Below are 16753 nucleotides of genomic sequence, written 5' to 3' on the forward strand. Positions count from 1 at the left end.
AAAACATTGATCTATTCATATCAAGTACCACCCGCCTCTGACTCCATTCATCGCAATATCGACCATGGCGTTTTTTATACCAATATCAGCGGGAAAAGTTTTCTTATTTCAACAGTCTCGCCGCAGCAAGGTAAACCTGCTGCGCATCATCAACCAATTCTTTTCTCGTCAACCCAGCCAGCCAAGGCATGGAATATATAAAGCCGACAACAAGTATAAAATAGATCAGGGCCGCGAACCCCATTGTAATAAGCAAAGAAAACGAGCTGCTCACCATACCGGCCACCATTGCAGCCACCCAACCCAAACCCATGCATCCCAATAAGCTTACCGGCTGATAAATCCAATCAAACGGCCAACTCCAAATACGAGCTATAATATAAGCAATCACATTAACCTGTATAATTTGCATCACTACCATCTTAAGCGCCAAGCCTTCAGAAGCCAGCCCTAGCCCCGGCACAGCCGCATTTTCAGGCGCCAACACCAAATAAGTCACCCCCATGCTGGCAATCATGAAAACAATACCAGTAACAACCTGTATCGATACTCGTTCGGTAGCGTAGAGCATGGTACCGCCAATCTGCCCCATGGACTGGTGGACTGGATAGAGAAACATGATAGCTAAAGCTGCCGCCCCCCCGACATAGGCCGTGCCTAGCATTAGATGCAACAAATTCTCTGCCCAGGGAACAAGAAATCCGGTGATCATTGCCCCAACCAGGAACAGTAGACGGGAGACCTTCTGATAAAGCATGCCTGCGCGTGCATAATCTCCTTGATGGTGAGCCTCCGCAATCTCCTTCCAGAAAATGCGGAGAATGGATGAAGTCGCTATCAACGCAATACCAGCAAACTGTGCACCAACCGCATAATAGGCTTGCTCAACACTACCACCATAATTCTGCAACAACCATCGGTCAGCAAATTCATAAGCGAAACCTATCCATGCATAAGGAATTAGGGGTAAACAATAATTTAGATACTTACGAAACAATGGTTCTGCCATACTGCCAGCTAAACTAGCTTCACCCGTGGACGCATACACGTACTTTTTGTGCAATGCAATAGCCGCCAACATATACTCCACTGCGATGGCAGCGAAAATCGCGCCAAGTCCAAGCATGCCCAACCACCAGAGCAACACTACTGCTAGCAAATGTGCCGCCGCTACCAGTACACCGAGACCCTGTGCCCAAACGGTTTGCCGCTGAGATTCTCCAGCCTGTTGAATGGCCGGCCAAACACTGTATTGCATGAAAGCGGCGACAAAAGCCAATAGCACCAAACCCCGCTGCTCGCCATGCCAGATAGTTTCGATCCATTGCGAAGGAAAAATCAGACCGACGACGGCTAGAGGGATCAAAAACTGTATCACTAGCCAAACAAAGTACATTCTAACAAAGCGCTTTGATCGCGACCGTTGAGACAGAAAAGTAAAAAATGCTGACGAACTTCCCATGTCCAGTAATTGTCGGACACCCAGAAATGTGCCCAGAAGAAAGGCCATATTGCCGTAAGACTCTGGCCCTAACCAGCGCGCTAACAACATCCCGGTAGCAAAGCTAAGTAGTGCCCGAAATAAACTGGCTCCGACCGTGACCACGAAGCGTGTTCGCGTAGAACCACTCATAAATCAGTTAATCCAGGAAAAAAACTCAACTTCCCACTGCCGACGCCAATCTGGAGAGAAATTGGCATATCTACTTACAAACAACTGGCGCGCGCTCTGTACCTCTGGTTTTTGCCACCACGAATGGGGATCATCCATCACTTTTAAAACAAACCGGGCTGCCGCTTCACCATCCTGATGAAGAATCCCTACTGCCGCTAATCCATCAATATAAGGTTGAGCCGCATCTCTGAAGACATAAACGTCTCGATCATAAAAACATACTGTAGGAATATTCATTGCCAGTGTTTCCAGCCATGATGATCCAAGATAGTTATGCACAACTAGTGCAGAAGAGAAAAAAGAGCGCATCCCTGATACACTTAAATCATCAAAATGCAGGTTAGGATTTACCCGCAGCAGCGAGTTAACCATGCCACATCCGTAGTCATTGGGAGATGCCCTAACCACCAATTCAGCCTTGCCATTCAGCTTTTGGACAAAATCCACTGTTTTAGAAATCATCAGCTCATTGGTCCCAGGCATGCCAGCAAACTGAATTCGATACACATAGCGTGGCATCGCCAGCAATGTGAGCAATACCCTTACCGATTGACCTGATTTACGAGAAAAAATGGGCATTGGAAACGCTAGCGGCTTCACCTTCCTTATCTGATTTGTCCAGCCCGACGTATAAAATCTATCCGACAATCTAATTTCATAACTTTCGTTTGGCTCTATTAGCCCAAGGCCATATCCACCACCATGCTGATGATTAAGTATTTTTGTGCCTTCCTCGCGCCAGTCTGCTGCTAGAGTCTTAAATAGGATATGACCGTGCAGGCTACTAGCCGTATAAATTACCCTTGGCCTCGGTAACTTTAGATTGAAAACCTGCTGACGATAGGCAGCAAACCCCTCGAGATAAACAACTGGCAAATAAATCGGCAGGAGCGTCCGAAAGACATCCAGAAATGTAACTATTGATGTGTTAAATGACTCATTGCGACGCCAATCAACATCAAGCTGTGCCCTCACCGCAACGGGGTAAGAGTAGCTCTCCTGACGCGCCCAACCGCGCCAATCATAGAGCGTCTTTACCCACTCCATTGGTGAACATTTAATATATGGATTACAGAATACAAAAGGCGCCCGCCGCTTACCAATTCTCTGAACCAGCGAGTTAAGAATTCTCCGCCGCGCGCCACCCCCTGTTTCATCACCACATGTCGTACTACCCTGCACAAAAGCCCGAGCCGCTGCCTTTCCGCGATCTAACACCTCTGAAACCAGTTCTCGTATTTGGTTATTAAAGGAAAAATCATAGACGTTGGCTCGTAAAAATTCCGCACGATCGCTAAATACTGGAAATGGTCGATGATCCAAACTTGGACTATTACCGCGCATCACCTCTTGATACGCGGCATATAAGACATGACTGAATTGCATCAGCCAGTCACCACACAACAAATCATAATATGCCGTTGATCGATTCCAACCATGATAGTCATTAAGCAACTCTGCAAGTTGCCCCAAAAAAACCGGTTGTTGTGATTCCAGAAATCTCAGCGCATCCGTGATTTCAACTGACCCCCAAAAAATAGAATGAAATCCGCGATCAATATCCTCTAGATAACTCAACTTGCCTGGCAAACCCGACCCCATGCCTTAACTATTCGATGTTGATTTTTTTAGCTCGTACGCTAGATAGCAATTAGTTTTTCCAATGCGCACAAACTCTCTTGAAAACAAAACATAAAACACCAGAATTATCGGAAACCAAATTACCATCCAGACTATTTTAAATAGCGTCCGCAAAAAACTTGGGAGCATATTAAATAAACGAATTAGCGACTTAAGTAACGGGCGAGTTTGGATATCGTAGACCTTCCAAGCAAACGTACTCAGACCGACATTGCACTTCACTACTGAGAATCCGCATTGTCTAAACAACGCTTCCCATTCTTCAGGTAATTTAGAGAGGTTTGTGATTTCTTTGTAACGCCCGCTATCAAGCCGCTCGAAGTAACGTCCAAATGCGCCCGGCAGCGATTGAGCAAGCCAGTGACAAAGAAAAGCGCTCTTAAATCGACTATCATATAGAAGTATCAACATTCGACCACCAGGCCTAAGAATGCGCCTTGCCTCATCCAGCGCCCGTAGGTGATCTTTCAACCCATGTGGGGTATAGAAGAAAACAGCTTCAACTGATTCAGAAAGTAAAGGTAACTGCTCATATGGAGCACAAATCGCTTCCTGCGCAAACCCGATCTCTTTTATTTTTTCCACATGGCTTCGCTTGGCATCTATTGCTTTTTTGATAATTGGAAAATCTAATGAGTTTGCTCTAGGCAAGATATTTTCCCGATGCGTATCATAGATATCTGCTCGACCGAGATCTGTTAACAAGTAACGATCGAACCAAATCGGAAAGCTACCACCATGCATTATATAGCTGTATACACCATCACCAGAGCCGATTTCAACGAAGTCTCCGGACCAATTTAGACGATATACAAGACTAGCGGTCAGCGTATCGTTAACTGCATCAAATGGCTTTAAAAAATACAGGGAGAAATAACGCCACAATCTAGTGGTTACGAACAACCACTGATTCATGCAGGCCTATGCCATACCGTATAGTTAGTCCCCAAACCGTTATACCCCTTAAATAATAAGCCCTGAACCTGTTTCAAATCAAAATCTTTACCTTCCGTAGCTTTACGAACTATCAACGTCAACACACGATCCAACTCGCCCCCCAACTCTTCGAGATGTTTTCGCGCATAAGCCAAAACGGCCAAGCCGGCTCGATCAAACGCGTCACTGACTGCGCGCAGTTGCCCCCTAAAATCGGCAAGAGAAACGTCAGTATAAACCTCGTCTTGCAATATGCCGTTAAGGCCACTTAAAAAGGTCTCGATTTTCTCACCAAGATCATCCATATCCCCCTTAATCTCCGAAAAGACCGTTGAATCTTCTTGCTGAGCAAAAAGCCATCGCAATCGATTAAGACTCGTGAATAATTTATAAACCTCAGACGTTCGGGAGATTGGCATGAAATAAGGTGAGTCAACCACAAATGGCAAATCGGTATTAGGGCATGTAGAGTAAAACTCCAATCCCAGCCCAGTTGCCCAGTTCATCAGCGTATTACTTGATAGTCCTAGATAATGCGGGTTTACCAAATAGTCGTTAATAACACTGGCGGCCGTTCGCCCTCCATACTGGACTGAACGATCGATATGTTCTGCAAAACAGGTCTGCGCAATACGAAAAATTTCCTCGTCAGTTTTGTCTGCATTTACCCGAACAATCGCGCGGTGCAACAGGCGCTGAATTAACCCAGCATCCTCGACATAACCCAAGATGAGATATCCTCCTGGTTTAGCGGTTTGCGCCATGCGCTGGAACATATGCTTCTGATCTGGCACATGAGCGATAACGCCAAAACTCACAGACAAATCAGCGCTCGCAGGTTCAATTTCAAAAGCGTCAATATCCCCAACGGAAAACCTCAGCTGGCCGGGCACTTTAAATCTATCCTTGAGCCCATTAGCACGCTCAACTGAAATCGGATTGAAATCGAACCCCCTTACGTCCGCTCCCCAATTAGCCAGAACGACATCAACCTCGCCTGTTCCACAACCAAAATCTATGACCGTTTTCCCCTTAAACAATTCTGGTGGAAATTTCAATTTACGGAAAAAGAGATTGTAATGACTCTGCGTATATTTCCGCAGCATCTCGTCATCTTCAATATTTATTCGCGAGGGACTAACCTTTTGGAAAGCGGTAAGCACTTCTTTTTTGAATTTATTTGACATTTTTACACCTTCATTATTAGCGCATGATTAAGAATTAAACCATCTAAATCACTTCGCTCCAACACGTCTAACGCTTCAGCCGGAGTATTAACAATAGGATACCCATGGAGATTAAAGCTTGTATTAAGCAGCGCGCCACGGCCAGTTAATGATTCGAACGCCTCCAATATTTCATAAACCATTGGATTTGTCTCACGATGCAGAATTTGCGCTCTAGCCGTTCGATCCGCTGGGTGACAAGCAGCAATCATCGCATCGTATCCCTCATCTGTAGTCTCAAACCCAATTGTCATGTGCGGCGACTCTAGGCTCTTAGGGTTGATGAGATACTTGTGTACGTATTTATCCATTACCACAGGTGCAAACGGCATCCAAAAATCACGACTCTTTATAGCGGCATTAATTTTTTCCTTGACGCGCAAACTGCTTGGATCGGCCAGTATTGAACGATTACAGAGTGCGCGCTGGCCAAACTCCATTCTTCCAGCGCAGCGCGCCAAGATCTTCCCATCCTTAAGTAATGACGCAATCCTTCTAGGCGTAAAATCACGCTCAACAATATATTTATCTTTATCGAGTATCTTGAGCACTGATTCTTCATCCTCAAATGAAGCCTCCGGCCCAAGATAAAGGTGGGGCAGTGAATACACGGACCGGCTGTCCCAACTCTTACCCTCAGCACGAATCATATCCTCAGCGAGACAAATTCCGGCGCTGATCGCCATCGATTCATCACTAGCAGAGCCTCCCACAAAAAGATTTTCGACTTCTGGCATAGCTGCAATTCTGCCCATCGCTTTGATGTTCATGGCAACCCCACCAGAAATTACTAATTTACGAATTCCATAGGTCGCGATACAGTTACGAACCCATTCCAACAAGAGTTCTTCTACCCAGGACTGCAGCGCCCAAGCGATGTTATCGAACCTCACTCCCTCCAGTCGCTCGCGGAACCAAAAATAACTATCTGTCGGCTTTTCATTCCATTTAAATTCCGTGCCATCCACGTACAAAGTACGCCGAAACACTTCCAACGCCTTTTTGGCATATTTTTCCCTTCCATAAGGAGCAAGCCCCATCAACTTATATTCATGTTCATTAGGCTTCATTCCCAATACGAGGGTCATATACCGGTAGAAGCGTGCTATTGAGCACTGATCGGTTGCATAATAACGCTCATATTTGCCATCTTCATCAAAGACTCCGATGGTTGCGTTCATACCATCTCCCCAACCATCCACGGTGAGGGCCAATATTTTTTCACCTCGAAATGGCGACGCGTAATAAGAATATGCCGCATGACATCGGTGATGATCGATCCGATGCACCTTGGACACGTCTATACCCAGGTAATTGGCAACTATCTTTACTCGGTCCTCTGGATAATGCTCATTTCGATCGCTTTTTTTATAATTTTCCCGCCAATAAGCTGCCGGATACATATTCAGATCGATTTTTTCCGGAAAAATATCCAACAAAGATTTGAGCTCGCTAGTCCGTTCAACCAGATATGGTCGCCATCTCTCATGTTGCTCTCTTAAATAGTCTTCCACAGTCCACTGACTTCTATGACAGATCGTGTCATCGAAAGGGGCAATATAACTTGCTATAGCAACACCATCTAATTCCGACGTGGAAATTCCTGCGCGACTTAAGCAATAGTCAATTGATCTCTCTGGAAAGACCTCATCATTTTTTCTTCTTGTAAATCGCTCCTCATGTGTTGCCGCGAGTACTTCTTTCCCGTCAAACAACGAGACACTAGAAGGCATATTGGTGTACATAGAAAGTAAATACATTAATTATCGCCCCATACTTAAGTAATTTTCGATCGTAATATCAGACAGTCTCTCGAAATGTCAGATTCGCGAGCTACTCGGCGCACCGTTGAATAAGCTGTTGAGAAATATCACGTAGATATGCCTTGTCTATAGTTTCGTTAATCCACACGTTGAGAATATTTTCCGAGACAGCATCAGCCACGGGCGTTGTTACCAGGGATTCAGATCGACATTCGAAAAACAGGTCTGTAGACGGATACCAACTGCTTATTTTTACCCGGCTGTTTAGCAGTGAACGTAAAATTTCATCGCGCTTTCGTTCCACGAGCAAATTAAAACGCCACGGCACTGCCCCAGGACTAAACATAACCGGGTAAATACCAATGCTTTCGTAACCGCTTAACCGATCAATTAGAAAACTCGCATTATCGGTTCGCGTTTGGATAAGCTTCGGCAATGCTTGGATTTTGTCGCCAATTGTAGCTTCAAGCTCCCTTGGAAATTGATATAAGAATGAAGCCCCTTCTTGCAGCGCCCGTTGTTTAAATAATTTTGGAAGCACTTCATACTTTCGCGCGAGATATTGCTCGTTATAAATTTTTGTATGATAAGCACCCAGTTCCGAGATGGTTTGACCAAATGTATCTGTATAACTCGGCAACTTTAAGCTAAGACTCACTAACGCCTGATATATTTCCTTATCATCAGTTAATATTGCCCCACCCCCACCCGCTTCAACAACTTTCCCGGCACCGAAGCTGACAACCGACATCGCCCCGAAAGATCCCGCAGGACGCCTCCCCAACATCGCCCCCTGCGCAACCGCCGCATCTTCTATAAGACATACCTTGTTTTCGGCACAATATGCCTCAATGCTTTCGATATCACATGGCATGCCGTAGGCATGAACAGCAATAATAGTGGCTAAATCGGATACTCCATCTAGGGCAGACGGAGATAAACCCAAATTTGACCTTGAGACATCAAGATAAACCGGTTCAGCCCCTGCGAGATACACCGCCAGAGGCACATTGGGGCACACACTATTAGGAATTCCGACCTTTAGCCCGCGCTGCCCTTGAATCATTAACGCGAGATAAAGGCCGGTTGTCGCATTTCCGACCAAGTGACAATATTTTCTCTGATGAAGCCGACACAGCATCAACTCCAGCCGACCACTTATACCCAATTCTTCAGCAGACAAACGAGTCGTCATCCAGAACACCTACAACACATCTCTACTATTTTCCGACCACTTGAGCACGATTTATATAGTTTTCTATCCTGATCAACCGACCATTGATCATAGCCTCCTCATCAGCCGCGGTTTTGCGAGGATAGAAACAATTCTTACACGGCTTAAGTTCCTTGAACCCATCGGGCCTAGCATGTATTGCACGAACTGCCTTAAATTTATTTCCATGCCAGATTTCATGAATTGTTTGCGTAGTTATGTCACCTATGTCGATATCCATGAAATCATCACTACTACACATCGACGCTTTACCATTTGAACCAATAACTACTCGCTGATAATGCTGCGGACATGCAAAATTGTCCACATAAACAATATTTGTATCGTTATGCAAATAATCAATTAGCGGATTAAACGCAATTAGATCGACGATTGGGGCGAATGTATTATAGAATTTTTCCGGATTTTCTCTGATGGCTGGCCATACACCTTGGATTTTTATTAACGGCTTCTCCAGATTGTTTGCCTTCTTATAATCGGAAATATCTTGCAGCCTCTTCAAGGTCTCGTCGAATATTAGTGGTTTTCGTATCTGATTATAGGTCTCACCCATACCATCAATGGAAACAGTAATAAGATCTATTCCCGCATCCACAAGCTTAATAAAATAATCAAGCTCTAACCGATATCCATTCGTCAAAAACGAAACCTCTTTGATGCCGCTCTGTTTCGCCAACTTCACTGCATCGATTAATTTAGGGTGAAGTGTTGGCTCACCGATCCAACTTAATCTTAATGAATAAACCTTTCCCGCCACTTCTGCAATTACTTTTTTAATAACATCAAAACTTAGCTGCCCCTTTTTGAAGGGCTTAACTCGCTTCTCAACAAATTCATCCGTAACCGTCGGACACATTGGGCAATTAAGGTTGCATCGTGACACCGTCTCCAGATCAACCAAGAGCGGGTAATCTCTCACTTCACCTTTTTCAGGAAGTTCATTCCAGAGCCTTCGATATTCTCGGTACTCTTCTTCCCAACCCCTGGACAACTTTTCAACGAATGCCGCGACACGCTCTGGGGGCTCCAGCTCATAGAAATGGCCCTTATTGACCGGCGTGTATTTTTCACCCATGTTATATCCTCTCAATTTATTGAATTTCTAGGTTGGCCTAGCTTAACTGTAAAGTTATGTTCAATTCTTAACATTAGATCAAGAAAAATACTAACCCAACTCCCTTTTATAAACGTGATAATAGGGGCTAAGGTTTCCACCAAATCCGAGTTTAAACCATCCTCTCTTTGGACTATTAACGCCTTCCATATCTACCTCTCTTATGGATTTGCGCTTAGCTAAGTCTTTGAATGCTTCCCAATGAGCCAAAGTCCCCTGCCAAGACTCACTAATCTCTGGATGTCCCGCACCAAAAAGATAATATGCGCGCTTAGTATCCCAGCCATAAAACACTGAGTAAATTACAGTTTCTTTTGAATTCAGAACATGGTAAACAGCACCTCTGCCAGCCTCCATTAGAACATCCATAACCTTTTTCATGTTAGATAACTTAGCAGATGACTGAGCCTCTCCCTGACGCTCCATCAAGTGACGATAATAATCAACGATAGTATCGCTATCAAACACGCACGCAACAGAGCCACCCTTCCGCCGGGCCTCCCTCACACTATACCGCCTTACCGTTTCCATATTGCAAAAACAGGGAGATTCTTCTTCTCGCCCAACAAAGCCTTGTAGGCTTGAAATATCAACATAAGATGTATATCGCAAATCGAATCCGAACCCTCGACTCTGATGCTCATGATATTCGTGCCACAGAAATGGTCTCAGATCGAGAAACTGCGGCGCCAACTGAAACTCAATTGATACATATTTTTGTGTAACTTGCTCTATAACATATTCAGCAATTTGAAATTCATCATGCCTACGCTTAACATATGGCCGATTCATATCCAGATCAAACATGAGCCCGCCATAAATCACCAAGTCATCCATCTCACAGCGTGTATCGTCATTTGATACAACTAGAGCAACTCCGGCCTTAATTTCTGATCCTTGTTTAACCCAATACAAATGATAATTGCATCCTGACGCATCAAGATATAGCCGATCTGAAAACACTGTCCCTTGAGGAGAACGACAAACCATCTCATCCCATGCATCTTCCTTTCGCACCGGCACAAGCTCAAGCTTTGAGCTAGACATCTGCCAGCACCCCTCTTTCTTTCAAACGCTCCACAAGAGGAAATAAAACTTCACTATTCACACCCAGCTCGCAGGCAATATCATCCAAAGAGTTACGGCCATCACACCGGAATAATAACCAAAGAATAAGATCAAGCTCAGAGCGCCCCCCGAGTTCAGGCCTCTGGGCTCCACCCTGCGCAGGGTATAAGTCATGCCGTGAGAGCATCACTTCTCCATATGGAATACGGCTACGATAAATCTTCCGGTTTTCGATTTTTGCGATAAGCCGGAGATATAAATCATAGGTAGCAACTATTTGTCTGGCATTAACGAATTCCAAATTATCCAATGAGCTATGATATTCTGGATATTCATAGTAACGATCTTTACAGATCGTTGCACAATTAACGCGAAATCCTTGAGAAGAGTATTGCCTTTCATCACTTCCATGAATATCGAACGGATAAGCAATGAACTCTTGTCCCGCCTCTTTAAAAACTTGTTCAATCATCCTGTTAATCGCATGCCCCAGCTGCCAACTTTGTTTATATCCGAATTTTCCTGGGCCACCGACGGTAGTCACTACCAAACCGATATCGATTTGCTTGATAGCCGCTTCATTTGCCGCACAGTAAGCAATCGCACCGAGCGTTTCTGGCACAAACACGACACGATAGGAAAACTTCCTTTCTTTCATTTCAGCGATGCGCCGCACAAGAAAGGCAGTGAGCAACACGCCACTCAGACTGTCGTTAGCCATCGAAGGATGACAGAGATAACACGAAATTAGGATTTCTTGTTTTGATCGTCCAGGAATTAGGCATTCACCATACGTTAACGCCCCAGGGCTAAGATCGCTATCGATAATCACTTGTAATGGACCATCAATGCGTTCAAGCTCTGCATATTGGGCATGCGTAACACAGAAACCCCAATCGCGCCGATAGTAGCTCGTACGATAAGGAATCGCCCCTGGTAATTCGGGATGAACATGAATGTGCTGCTTGAGCTGATCCCAGGTCATACTGAGATTAACAGGTTCGCTATAGCTTACGACATGCAAATTATTTTGCTTAAAATCAACTACACGCTGACCATCCGCGGTCGCAATCCACGCATCACGGATATTCCATTCGTCCGGCACAACCCAGTCGTAGACGGGCGTTCCGGAAAGTACCTCATATTGAGCAATTGGAATAATTTCGCTCAGTATTTCCAGCGTTTCGCGATTACCATTACCGGTTAGACTTCGAGTAATCGGGAAAAGTCGTCTCAAATAAAAGTCAAACTCTGTTTCCAACACTTTAGTTTGAGTCATGGCTGAATGTTAGTTTCTAGATCCCAGCGAGAGCCAAATCAACAATCTCTGAGGCTGGCGTAGAGAAGGTCACCCCCGCTTTCACAAAATCACCCAACCTTGCTAGATCAGTCTGCATATCGACATCAAAACGAAGGTGTGGATACGCAAGCGCAGTAGGCGCTGACACGGATTTAATTTGAAAATCATGAACATGATCCCAAATATATAGTGTCGCATGCTCCCGATACCGTAATTCGTTAGCAACTTCATTAATTTTTTCTAACAACTTGGCGCTCAGGATCTCTGCACCAAAACCGTCAGCGTAATGACTATTCAGGCGATCAAGGTGATTACATGCGTAGTCACAGGGATTGTTGGCAAAATACTCTACCAATCGATCGATCTCCCCCGGATCAATAAACGGATTATCTCCACAAACACGCACAACCCAGTCAGCTCGCGTCTGCCTGGCAGCCCCCACAAACCGCTGAAGGACGTCTGATTCACTGCCACGGAATGCCTTTATTCCACACTGCTCAGCGACACTCACCAACAAGTCGTCACTTGGTCGATCAGAGGTAGCCAGAACCACATGATCCAATTGTTGGGATTGACTAACCCGTCTCAACACCCACTCAAGCAGTGGATACGATCCGAGCTTAGCAAGCATTTTTCCTGGAAAACGCGAGGACCCCATTCTCGCTTGAACAATGGCAACAACGCTAGCCTTCATACCTTAGTGTTATCGAGGTCAGCCCATTGCAAAACATGATCAGCGCTTAGTGAATGACTCACTGATTTCCCAAGAACTTCATCCCAATACAAGGGACTTACACCAGTCCCCGGACGTTTATACGTGAGATCACCACTTCCCAATCGATGCCCAACAGGCACATCCTTGGTTAATACAATACTGCGCCGTGCGTTAAGCCGGGAAATCGCCTCGGTGGATATCGGCGCTTTGTGATCTGAAGGTCCCAGCAAATTGCCAATTCGGTCTACCAGGTCAACAAAACGCGCCAAGTCTTTTAAATCCATCGCATGATAATGATCATTGCCAGGCAAGGTCTTGTCATGTGTGAAATGCTTTTCGATCACAACCGAACCTAGGAGAAAGGCCGTCACCAGTGACGTCATAGCATCATCAGGCAGAGTGTGATCCGAATACCCAATGAGCCGCTCAGGAAACGCCCTCCGCAATCCTGAAATCATACGCAAATGAGCATTAGCATTATTGGTGGGATAATTAAGTATGCAGTGCAATAAGACAATATCCTGACAACCAGCTTTAGTTAGCGCATCAACCGCGATATCAATTTCCCCCAAGGTCGAGGCTCCCGTTGAAAGCACAACCGGTTTACCTTTTGCCGCAACCTTACGCAAAAATGGAATATTAGTGAGATCAGCGGAAGCAATCTTGTAAAATGGCACCAGAGGATCAAGAAACTCAATTGCAGCATCATCAAATGGTGTCGACAAAAAATCTATACCCACTTCATGACAATGTTTAGCTAGCGCTATGTACTCGTCCGGTCCGAAGTTATCATATTTTTTAAAAAGCTGGTGCTGACTGAGTGTTGGTTCTTTAGTGGTATCCCAATAAGCTGGCGAATGTTTTGAGGCCAAAGTATCGGCTTTATAACTCTGAAATTTAGCGGCGTCAGCACCACCCTCCTTGGCCAAGTCTATCAACCGACGAGCTTGATCCAAAGAACCTTCATGATTTACGCCTATTTCTGCGATTATGTAAGGACGAGCATATGGACTAACTATGGAGTTACCTAATGTGATTGCCGTCATAGAATTAGCGAGCCCCCTCACCATGTTTTTTTACCAATTTTCTCATATATATACCCATAGCTTCCGCGTTGTTTGTAATATTTGCCTCATGACGCCGGTAGCGATAGAGCGGTAACTCCACTCTATAAATCGAATACTTCTGCGTGAATCGCAGACGCAAATCTCGCTCTTCATGCAACAAAAAACTTTCATCATATAGACCAATATCTATAAGCTGTTCTGTACGAAACATTATTCCGCATGCAATAGGATCATCCACGCAGCTTTTACGACCCAAAACATCCTCTCGATCATCAACCAACAGATAATCGCAAGCCACTGCGTCCATATAATGGTTATTCGCCAAAAATAGACTTAACACACTTAAAAAATTGGCATTAACATAATCATCCGAGTCGACTCGCACGACAAAAGGTGCGCTTGCCACACGAATGCCCCGGTTAAGCGAAGCCGGCAAGCCGATATTGGCATCATTACGCACCAGAGTAATTTCGTCACAGAACAACTCCAATGCGTAAGGTGTACGGTCATGACTACCATCATCTATCACAACAATCTCAAACGCATCGCGAGGCATATTTTGCGCCAAAAGGGAACGTAAACACCTCCCAATATATTTCTCTTGGTTATGCACCGGAACCAGAACGGAAACTGTTGGCACTTTAGTCATCTCGACATCCTTCGACAAATCATGCCCGTAGCGCGCTGGAAAGCGCTGCAAGAATCTTTCCAGGCAGGTCCTCCGCCATCTTAACCATAACCGGTAACGACACCGCTCGGTCAAGCAAGGCTTTAGACTTAGGGAAAGCACATGTCACGTCACCACCATGCGCGTTTACTAGTTGCGGCATGTGCGTCCAAGTTGCCGCAAAATGCCATGTAGTTGCCTCCGGCAAGATTTTGGTAGACACCCCCTTATCGAGCAAAGCGGCACGACAACGCAAAGCCGTTTCTCGATCTGATACTGTAAATACCAGAGCATCGGCGGTTTCAAACGAACCTTCAGGCACCTCACGAGCAGTAATTCCCGGCAGATCATGAATAGCATTCCAGATCCGGGCCCGACTTTCACGTTGAGCGGCGACAACATGCGGTAATTTTTTTAACTGCGCCAACCCCACAGCACCTTGCAATTCCATCATGCGATAATTAAATCCACTTCCGGAACGCGTATCTTCCCACCGTGGCACAGCGGGATTATTTTCATGTCCATGATCATGCCAAGCGGCCGCAAGCTCATAATGCCGTTTGGAGTTAAACACAACCATTCCACCTTCTCCGGTAGTCATGGTTTTGGCGAAATCAAAACTAAAAGTCCCTATATTTCCGTGGGTACCTAGCGGTTTATTATTTAAACTGCCGCCACATCCCCAAGCGGAATCCTCTATCAAAAACAACCCATGCTTCTGGCATATTTTCTTAATCTCAGGCAATCGCGCCGGCGTCCCGAGCATATGAACCACTATAACAGCACGTGTGTGCTCAGTGATGCGTCGTTCCAAATCTTCTGGATCAAGATTAAATGTCGAGTCTATTTCTGCACATACCGGCGTTGCCCCTGACTCAATAATCGCTTCAACAGTGGCAACAAAGGTAAAGCTCTGAGTGATAACTTCATCGCCTGGACCAATCTCCAGCGCCGCCAGAGCTACACGCAACGCGGCGGTCCCAGAGGTAACCGCCAGCGCGTGAGGCACATTCATAGCACTTGCAAACGCGGCCTCGAATTCACGCACCTTGTAGCAATTATTCCGCAACCCATCAAAACCGTGACGGAACAACACACCGCCATGCGCAAAAACATCATTAACCTCAGCTTGTTCTTCTGCACCTATGAGTTCAAACCCTGGCATATCAACAACCCCACTTTAATAATCCCGCCATCCCCAATAAAAAATCACATTTTTTGGAACAGTGACACCACTTTGTCATATGTGAGAATACTGCGATAATCAGCCCCTAAGGCATTCGTAAGCGGCTTCTGATGAATAATCGTTGATTCATAGAGCGCACGATATTGATTCTCGGTAAGCCCCTGAGCAACGCCGGAAGGGATATTCACTCTCTGACGATCTACCATAAGCCAAAACTCATCATAAGCCTCAGGATAAAATTCTTGCATCGCCCGCATGGCAATGCAATTAGCCACGCAATGATGCAGCCCCAGCACGACACTAAGCCCAGCTGAAAACGGATGTACCAACCCCACATAACTGGCCGCAATGGCACACCCGCCCAGATAGGAGGCCACCATCAGCCGCTCACGGCCGTCGTTTGACATCATATCGTCAGACAGAAACACTTGCCGACAAAGATTAACTGTTTCGCGGGAATAAGCATCTCCTACGGCATTACGATAACTACCCGCCATTGATTCAATACAATGAATATAGGCATCCATTCCCGTATAGAAATATTGGTCACGAGGAACAGTCGAGGTAAGATCCGGATCAAGAATAATGTGATCAAAAACGGTGTGATCACTATTCATCCCCAGCTTCAGCCCGCTTTTAGTATTGGTCATAACACAGGTTCGCGTTGCTTCAGCGCCCGTACCAGAAATTGTAGGGACTCCGATTTTATAAACAGCGGGAACCTTAACCAGATCCCAGCCTTGATATTGTTCTGCACGTCCACCATTAGTAAACAGGTTGGCCACAGCCTTCGCCGTATCTAAAGTGATGCCGCCACCTATTCCAACAATCGCCACGGGGCTTGAATACCCCGCCCCCTTTAACGCCGCAACACGCTGGTCAATTGCGTCTGTCTTGGGCTCCTCGCGAGTAGATACAAATTCAATTCTGTCCTGAGGATTTACACCCACCCGGATAAGCATCTCTTTTTGATTGGCAAAAAATTCGTCAATGAGATATATGACGTTAGAGTTTTCTCCCTCCTTGGCTGCGAGATCGCGACGAACCGCCAAATGCTTCGGTAATTCATCTAGACAACCAGCACCGAAGTTAAACCTACCCACATTTTTTACGAGCTTGATGCCAGTATCAAGAATAGAGGTACTCATCGTTTTTTCCTAA

General features: G+C 45.5%; 14 protein-coding genes. All 14 read right to left on the reverse strand.

What is annotated here, in order from left to right:
• Nucleotides 1–103: 103 nt before the first annotated feature.
• The 14 genes from HY272_11580 to HY272_11645 all read right to left on the reverse strand — a co-directional run bounded on the left by HY272_11580 (nt 104) and on the right by HY272_11645 (nt 16740).
• Nucleotides 104–1633, reverse strand: coding sequence for a lipopolysaccharide biosynthesis protein (locus HY272_11580; protein ID MBI3773325.1), 1530 nt, complete (start codon nt 1631–1633; stop codon nt 104–106).
• Nucleotides 1634–1636: 3 nt separating this feature from the next.
• Nucleotides 1637–3265, reverse strand: coding sequence for a hypothetical protein (locus HY272_11585; GenBank protein ID MBI3773326.1), 1629 nt, complete (start codon nt 3263–3265; stop codon nt 1637–1639).
• 15 nt (nt 3266–3280) lie between these two features.
• A complete protein-coding gene (locus HY272_11590) occupies nt 3281–4231 on the reverse strand; it encodes a methyltransferase domain-containing protein (protein ID MBI3773327.1) in 951 nt (316 codons plus the stop codon).
• Nucleotides 4228–5439 carry a class I SAM-dependent methyltransferase gene (locus HY272_11595; GenBank protein MBI3773328.1) on the reverse strand — a complete coding sequence of 404 codons (1212 nt, stop codon included), beginning with the start codon at nt 5437–5439 and terminating at the stop codon, nt 4228–4230. The genes HY272_11590 and HY272_11595 overlap by 4 nt, the downstream gene beginning before the upstream one ends.
• A 2-nt stretch (nt 5440–5441) precedes the next feature.
• Nucleotides 5442–7238, reverse strand: coding sequence for a carbamoyl transferase (locus tag HY272_11600; GenBank protein ID MBI3773329.1), 1797 nt, complete (start codon nt 7236–7238; stop codon nt 5442–5444).
• A 73-nt stretch (nt 7239–7311) separates the two neighbouring features.
• On the reverse strand, nt 7312–8436 hold the full coding sequence (locus tag HY272_11605; GenBank protein ID MBI3773330.1) for a DegT/DnrJ/EryC1/StrS family aminotransferase: 1125 nt from the start codon (nt 8434–8436) through the stop codon (nt 7312–7314).
• 25 nt (nt 8437–8461) lie between these two features.
• Nucleotides 8462–9550 carry a radical SAM protein gene (locus tag HY272_11610; GenBank protein MBI3773331.1) on the reverse strand — a complete coding sequence of 363 codons (1089 nt, stop codon included), beginning with the start codon at nt 9548–9550 and terminating at the stop codon, nt 8462–8464.
• 90 nt (nt 9551–9640) lie between these two features.
• Nucleotides 9641–10636, reverse strand: a complete 996-nt coding sequence (locus HY272_11615; GenBank protein MBI3773332.1) for a GNAT family N-acetyltransferase — start codon at nt 10634–10636, stop codon at nt 9641–9643.
• The gene (locus HY272_11620; protein MBI3773333.1) at nt 10629–11936 is read right to left on the reverse strand and encodes a DUF4910 domain-containing protein; all 1308 of its coding nucleotides are present in this window, start codon (nt 11934–11936) and stop codon (nt 10629–10631) included. The genes HY272_11615 and HY272_11620 overlap by 8 nt, the downstream gene beginning before the upstream one ends.
• Nucleotides 11937–11952: 16 nt before the next feature.
• Nucleotides 11953–12651 carry a glycosyltransferase family protein gene (locus HY272_11625; protein MBI3773334.1) on the reverse strand — a complete coding sequence of 233 codons (699 nt, stop codon included), beginning with the start codon at nt 12649–12651 and terminating at the stop codon, nt 11953–11955.
• Nucleotides 12648–13718 (reverse strand): N-acetylneuraminate synthase family protein, encoded by a 1071-nt coding sequence (locus tag HY272_11630; GenBank protein MBI3773335.1) that lies wholly within the window; start codon nt 13716–13718, stop codon nt 12648–12650. The genes HY272_11625 and HY272_11630 overlap by 4 nt, the downstream gene beginning before the upstream one ends.
• A 4-nt stretch (nt 13719–13722) precedes the next feature.
• The gene (locus tag HY272_11635; protein ID MBI3773336.1) at nt 13723–14388 is read right to left on the reverse strand and encodes a glycosyltransferase family 2 protein; all 666 of its coding nucleotides are present in this window, start codon (nt 14386–14388) and stop codon (nt 13723–13725) included.
• A 19-nt stretch (nt 14389–14407) separates the two neighbouring features.
• Complete coding sequence (locus HY272_11640) at nt 14408–15571, reverse strand: DegT/DnrJ/EryC1/StrS family aminotransferase (GenBank protein ID MBI3773337.1); 1164 nt, start codon at nt 15569–15571, stop codon at nt 14408–14410.
• Nucleotides 15572–15615: 44 nt separating this feature from the next.
• Nucleotides 15616–16740 carry an iron-containing alcohol dehydrogenase gene (locus HY272_11645; GenBank protein MBI3773338.1) on the reverse strand — a complete coding sequence of 375 codons (1125 nt, stop codon included), beginning with the start codon at nt 16738–16740 and terminating at the stop codon, nt 15616–15618.
• Nucleotides 16741–16753 lie beyond the last annotated feature (13 nt).

The sequence above is a fragment of the Gammaproteobacteria bacterium genome (assembly GCA_016200485.1).
Lineage (GTDB): Bacteria > Pseudomonadota > Gammaproteobacteria > Tenderiales > Tenderiaceae > JACQEP01.

What these genes read in the sequence shown, in the direction of transcription:
- HY272_11580 (MBI3773325.1), bottom strand. Translation starts at nt 1,633, where the DNA reads ATGAGTGGTTCTACGCGAACACGCTTCGTGGTCACGGTCGGAGCCAGT.
- HY272_11590 (MBI3773327.1), bottom strand. Translation starts at nt 4,231, where the DNA reads ATGAATCAGTGGTTGTTCGTAACCACTAGATTGTGGCGTTATTTCTCC.
- HY272_11595 (MBI3773328.1), bottom strand. Translation starts at nt 5,439, where the DNA reads ATGTCAAATAAATTCAAAAAAGAAGTGCTTACCGCTTTCCAAAAGGTT.
- HY272_11600 (MBI3773329.1), bottom strand. Translation starts at nt 7,238, where the DNA reads ATGTATTTACTTTCTATGTACACCAATATGCCTTCTAGTGTCTCGTTG.
- HY272_11605 (MBI3773330.1), bottom strand. Translation starts at nt 8,436, where the DNA reads ATGACGACTCGTTTGTCTGCTGAAGAATTGGGTATAAGTGGTCGGCTG.
- HY272_11610 (MBI3773331.1), bottom strand. Translation starts at nt 9,550, where the DNA reads ATGGGTGAAAAATACACGCCGGTCAATAAGGGCCATTTCTATGAGCTG.
- HY272_11615 (MBI3773332.1), bottom strand. Translation starts at nt 10,636, where the DNA reads ATGTCTAGCTCAAAGCTTGAGCTTGTGCCGGTGCGAAAGGAAGATGCA.
- HY272_11620 (MBI3773333.1), bottom strand. Translation starts at nt 11,936, where the DNA reads ATGACTCAAACTAAAGTGTTGGAAACAGAGTTTGACTTTTATTTGAGA.
- HY272_11625 (MBI3773334.1), bottom strand. Translation starts at nt 12,651, where the DNA reads ATGAAGGCTAGCGTTGTTGCCATTGTTCAAGCGAGAATGGGGTCCTCG.
- HY272_11630 (MBI3773335.1), bottom strand. Translation starts at nt 13,718, where the DNA reads ATGACGGCAATCACATTAGGTAACTCCATAGTTAGTCCATATGCTCGT.
- HY272_11635 (MBI3773336.1), bottom strand. Translation starts at nt 14,388, where the DNA reads ATGACTAAAGTGCCAACAGTTTCCGTTCTGGTTCCGGTGCATAACCAA.
- HY272_11640 (MBI3773337.1), bottom strand. Translation starts at nt 15,571, where the DNA reads ATGCCAGGGTTTGAACTCATAGGTGCAGAAGAACAAGCTGAGGTTAAT.
- HY272_11645 (MBI3773338.1), bottom strand. Translation starts at nt 16,740, where the DNA reads ATGAGTACCTCTATTCTTGATACTGGCATCAAGCTCGTAAAAAATGTG.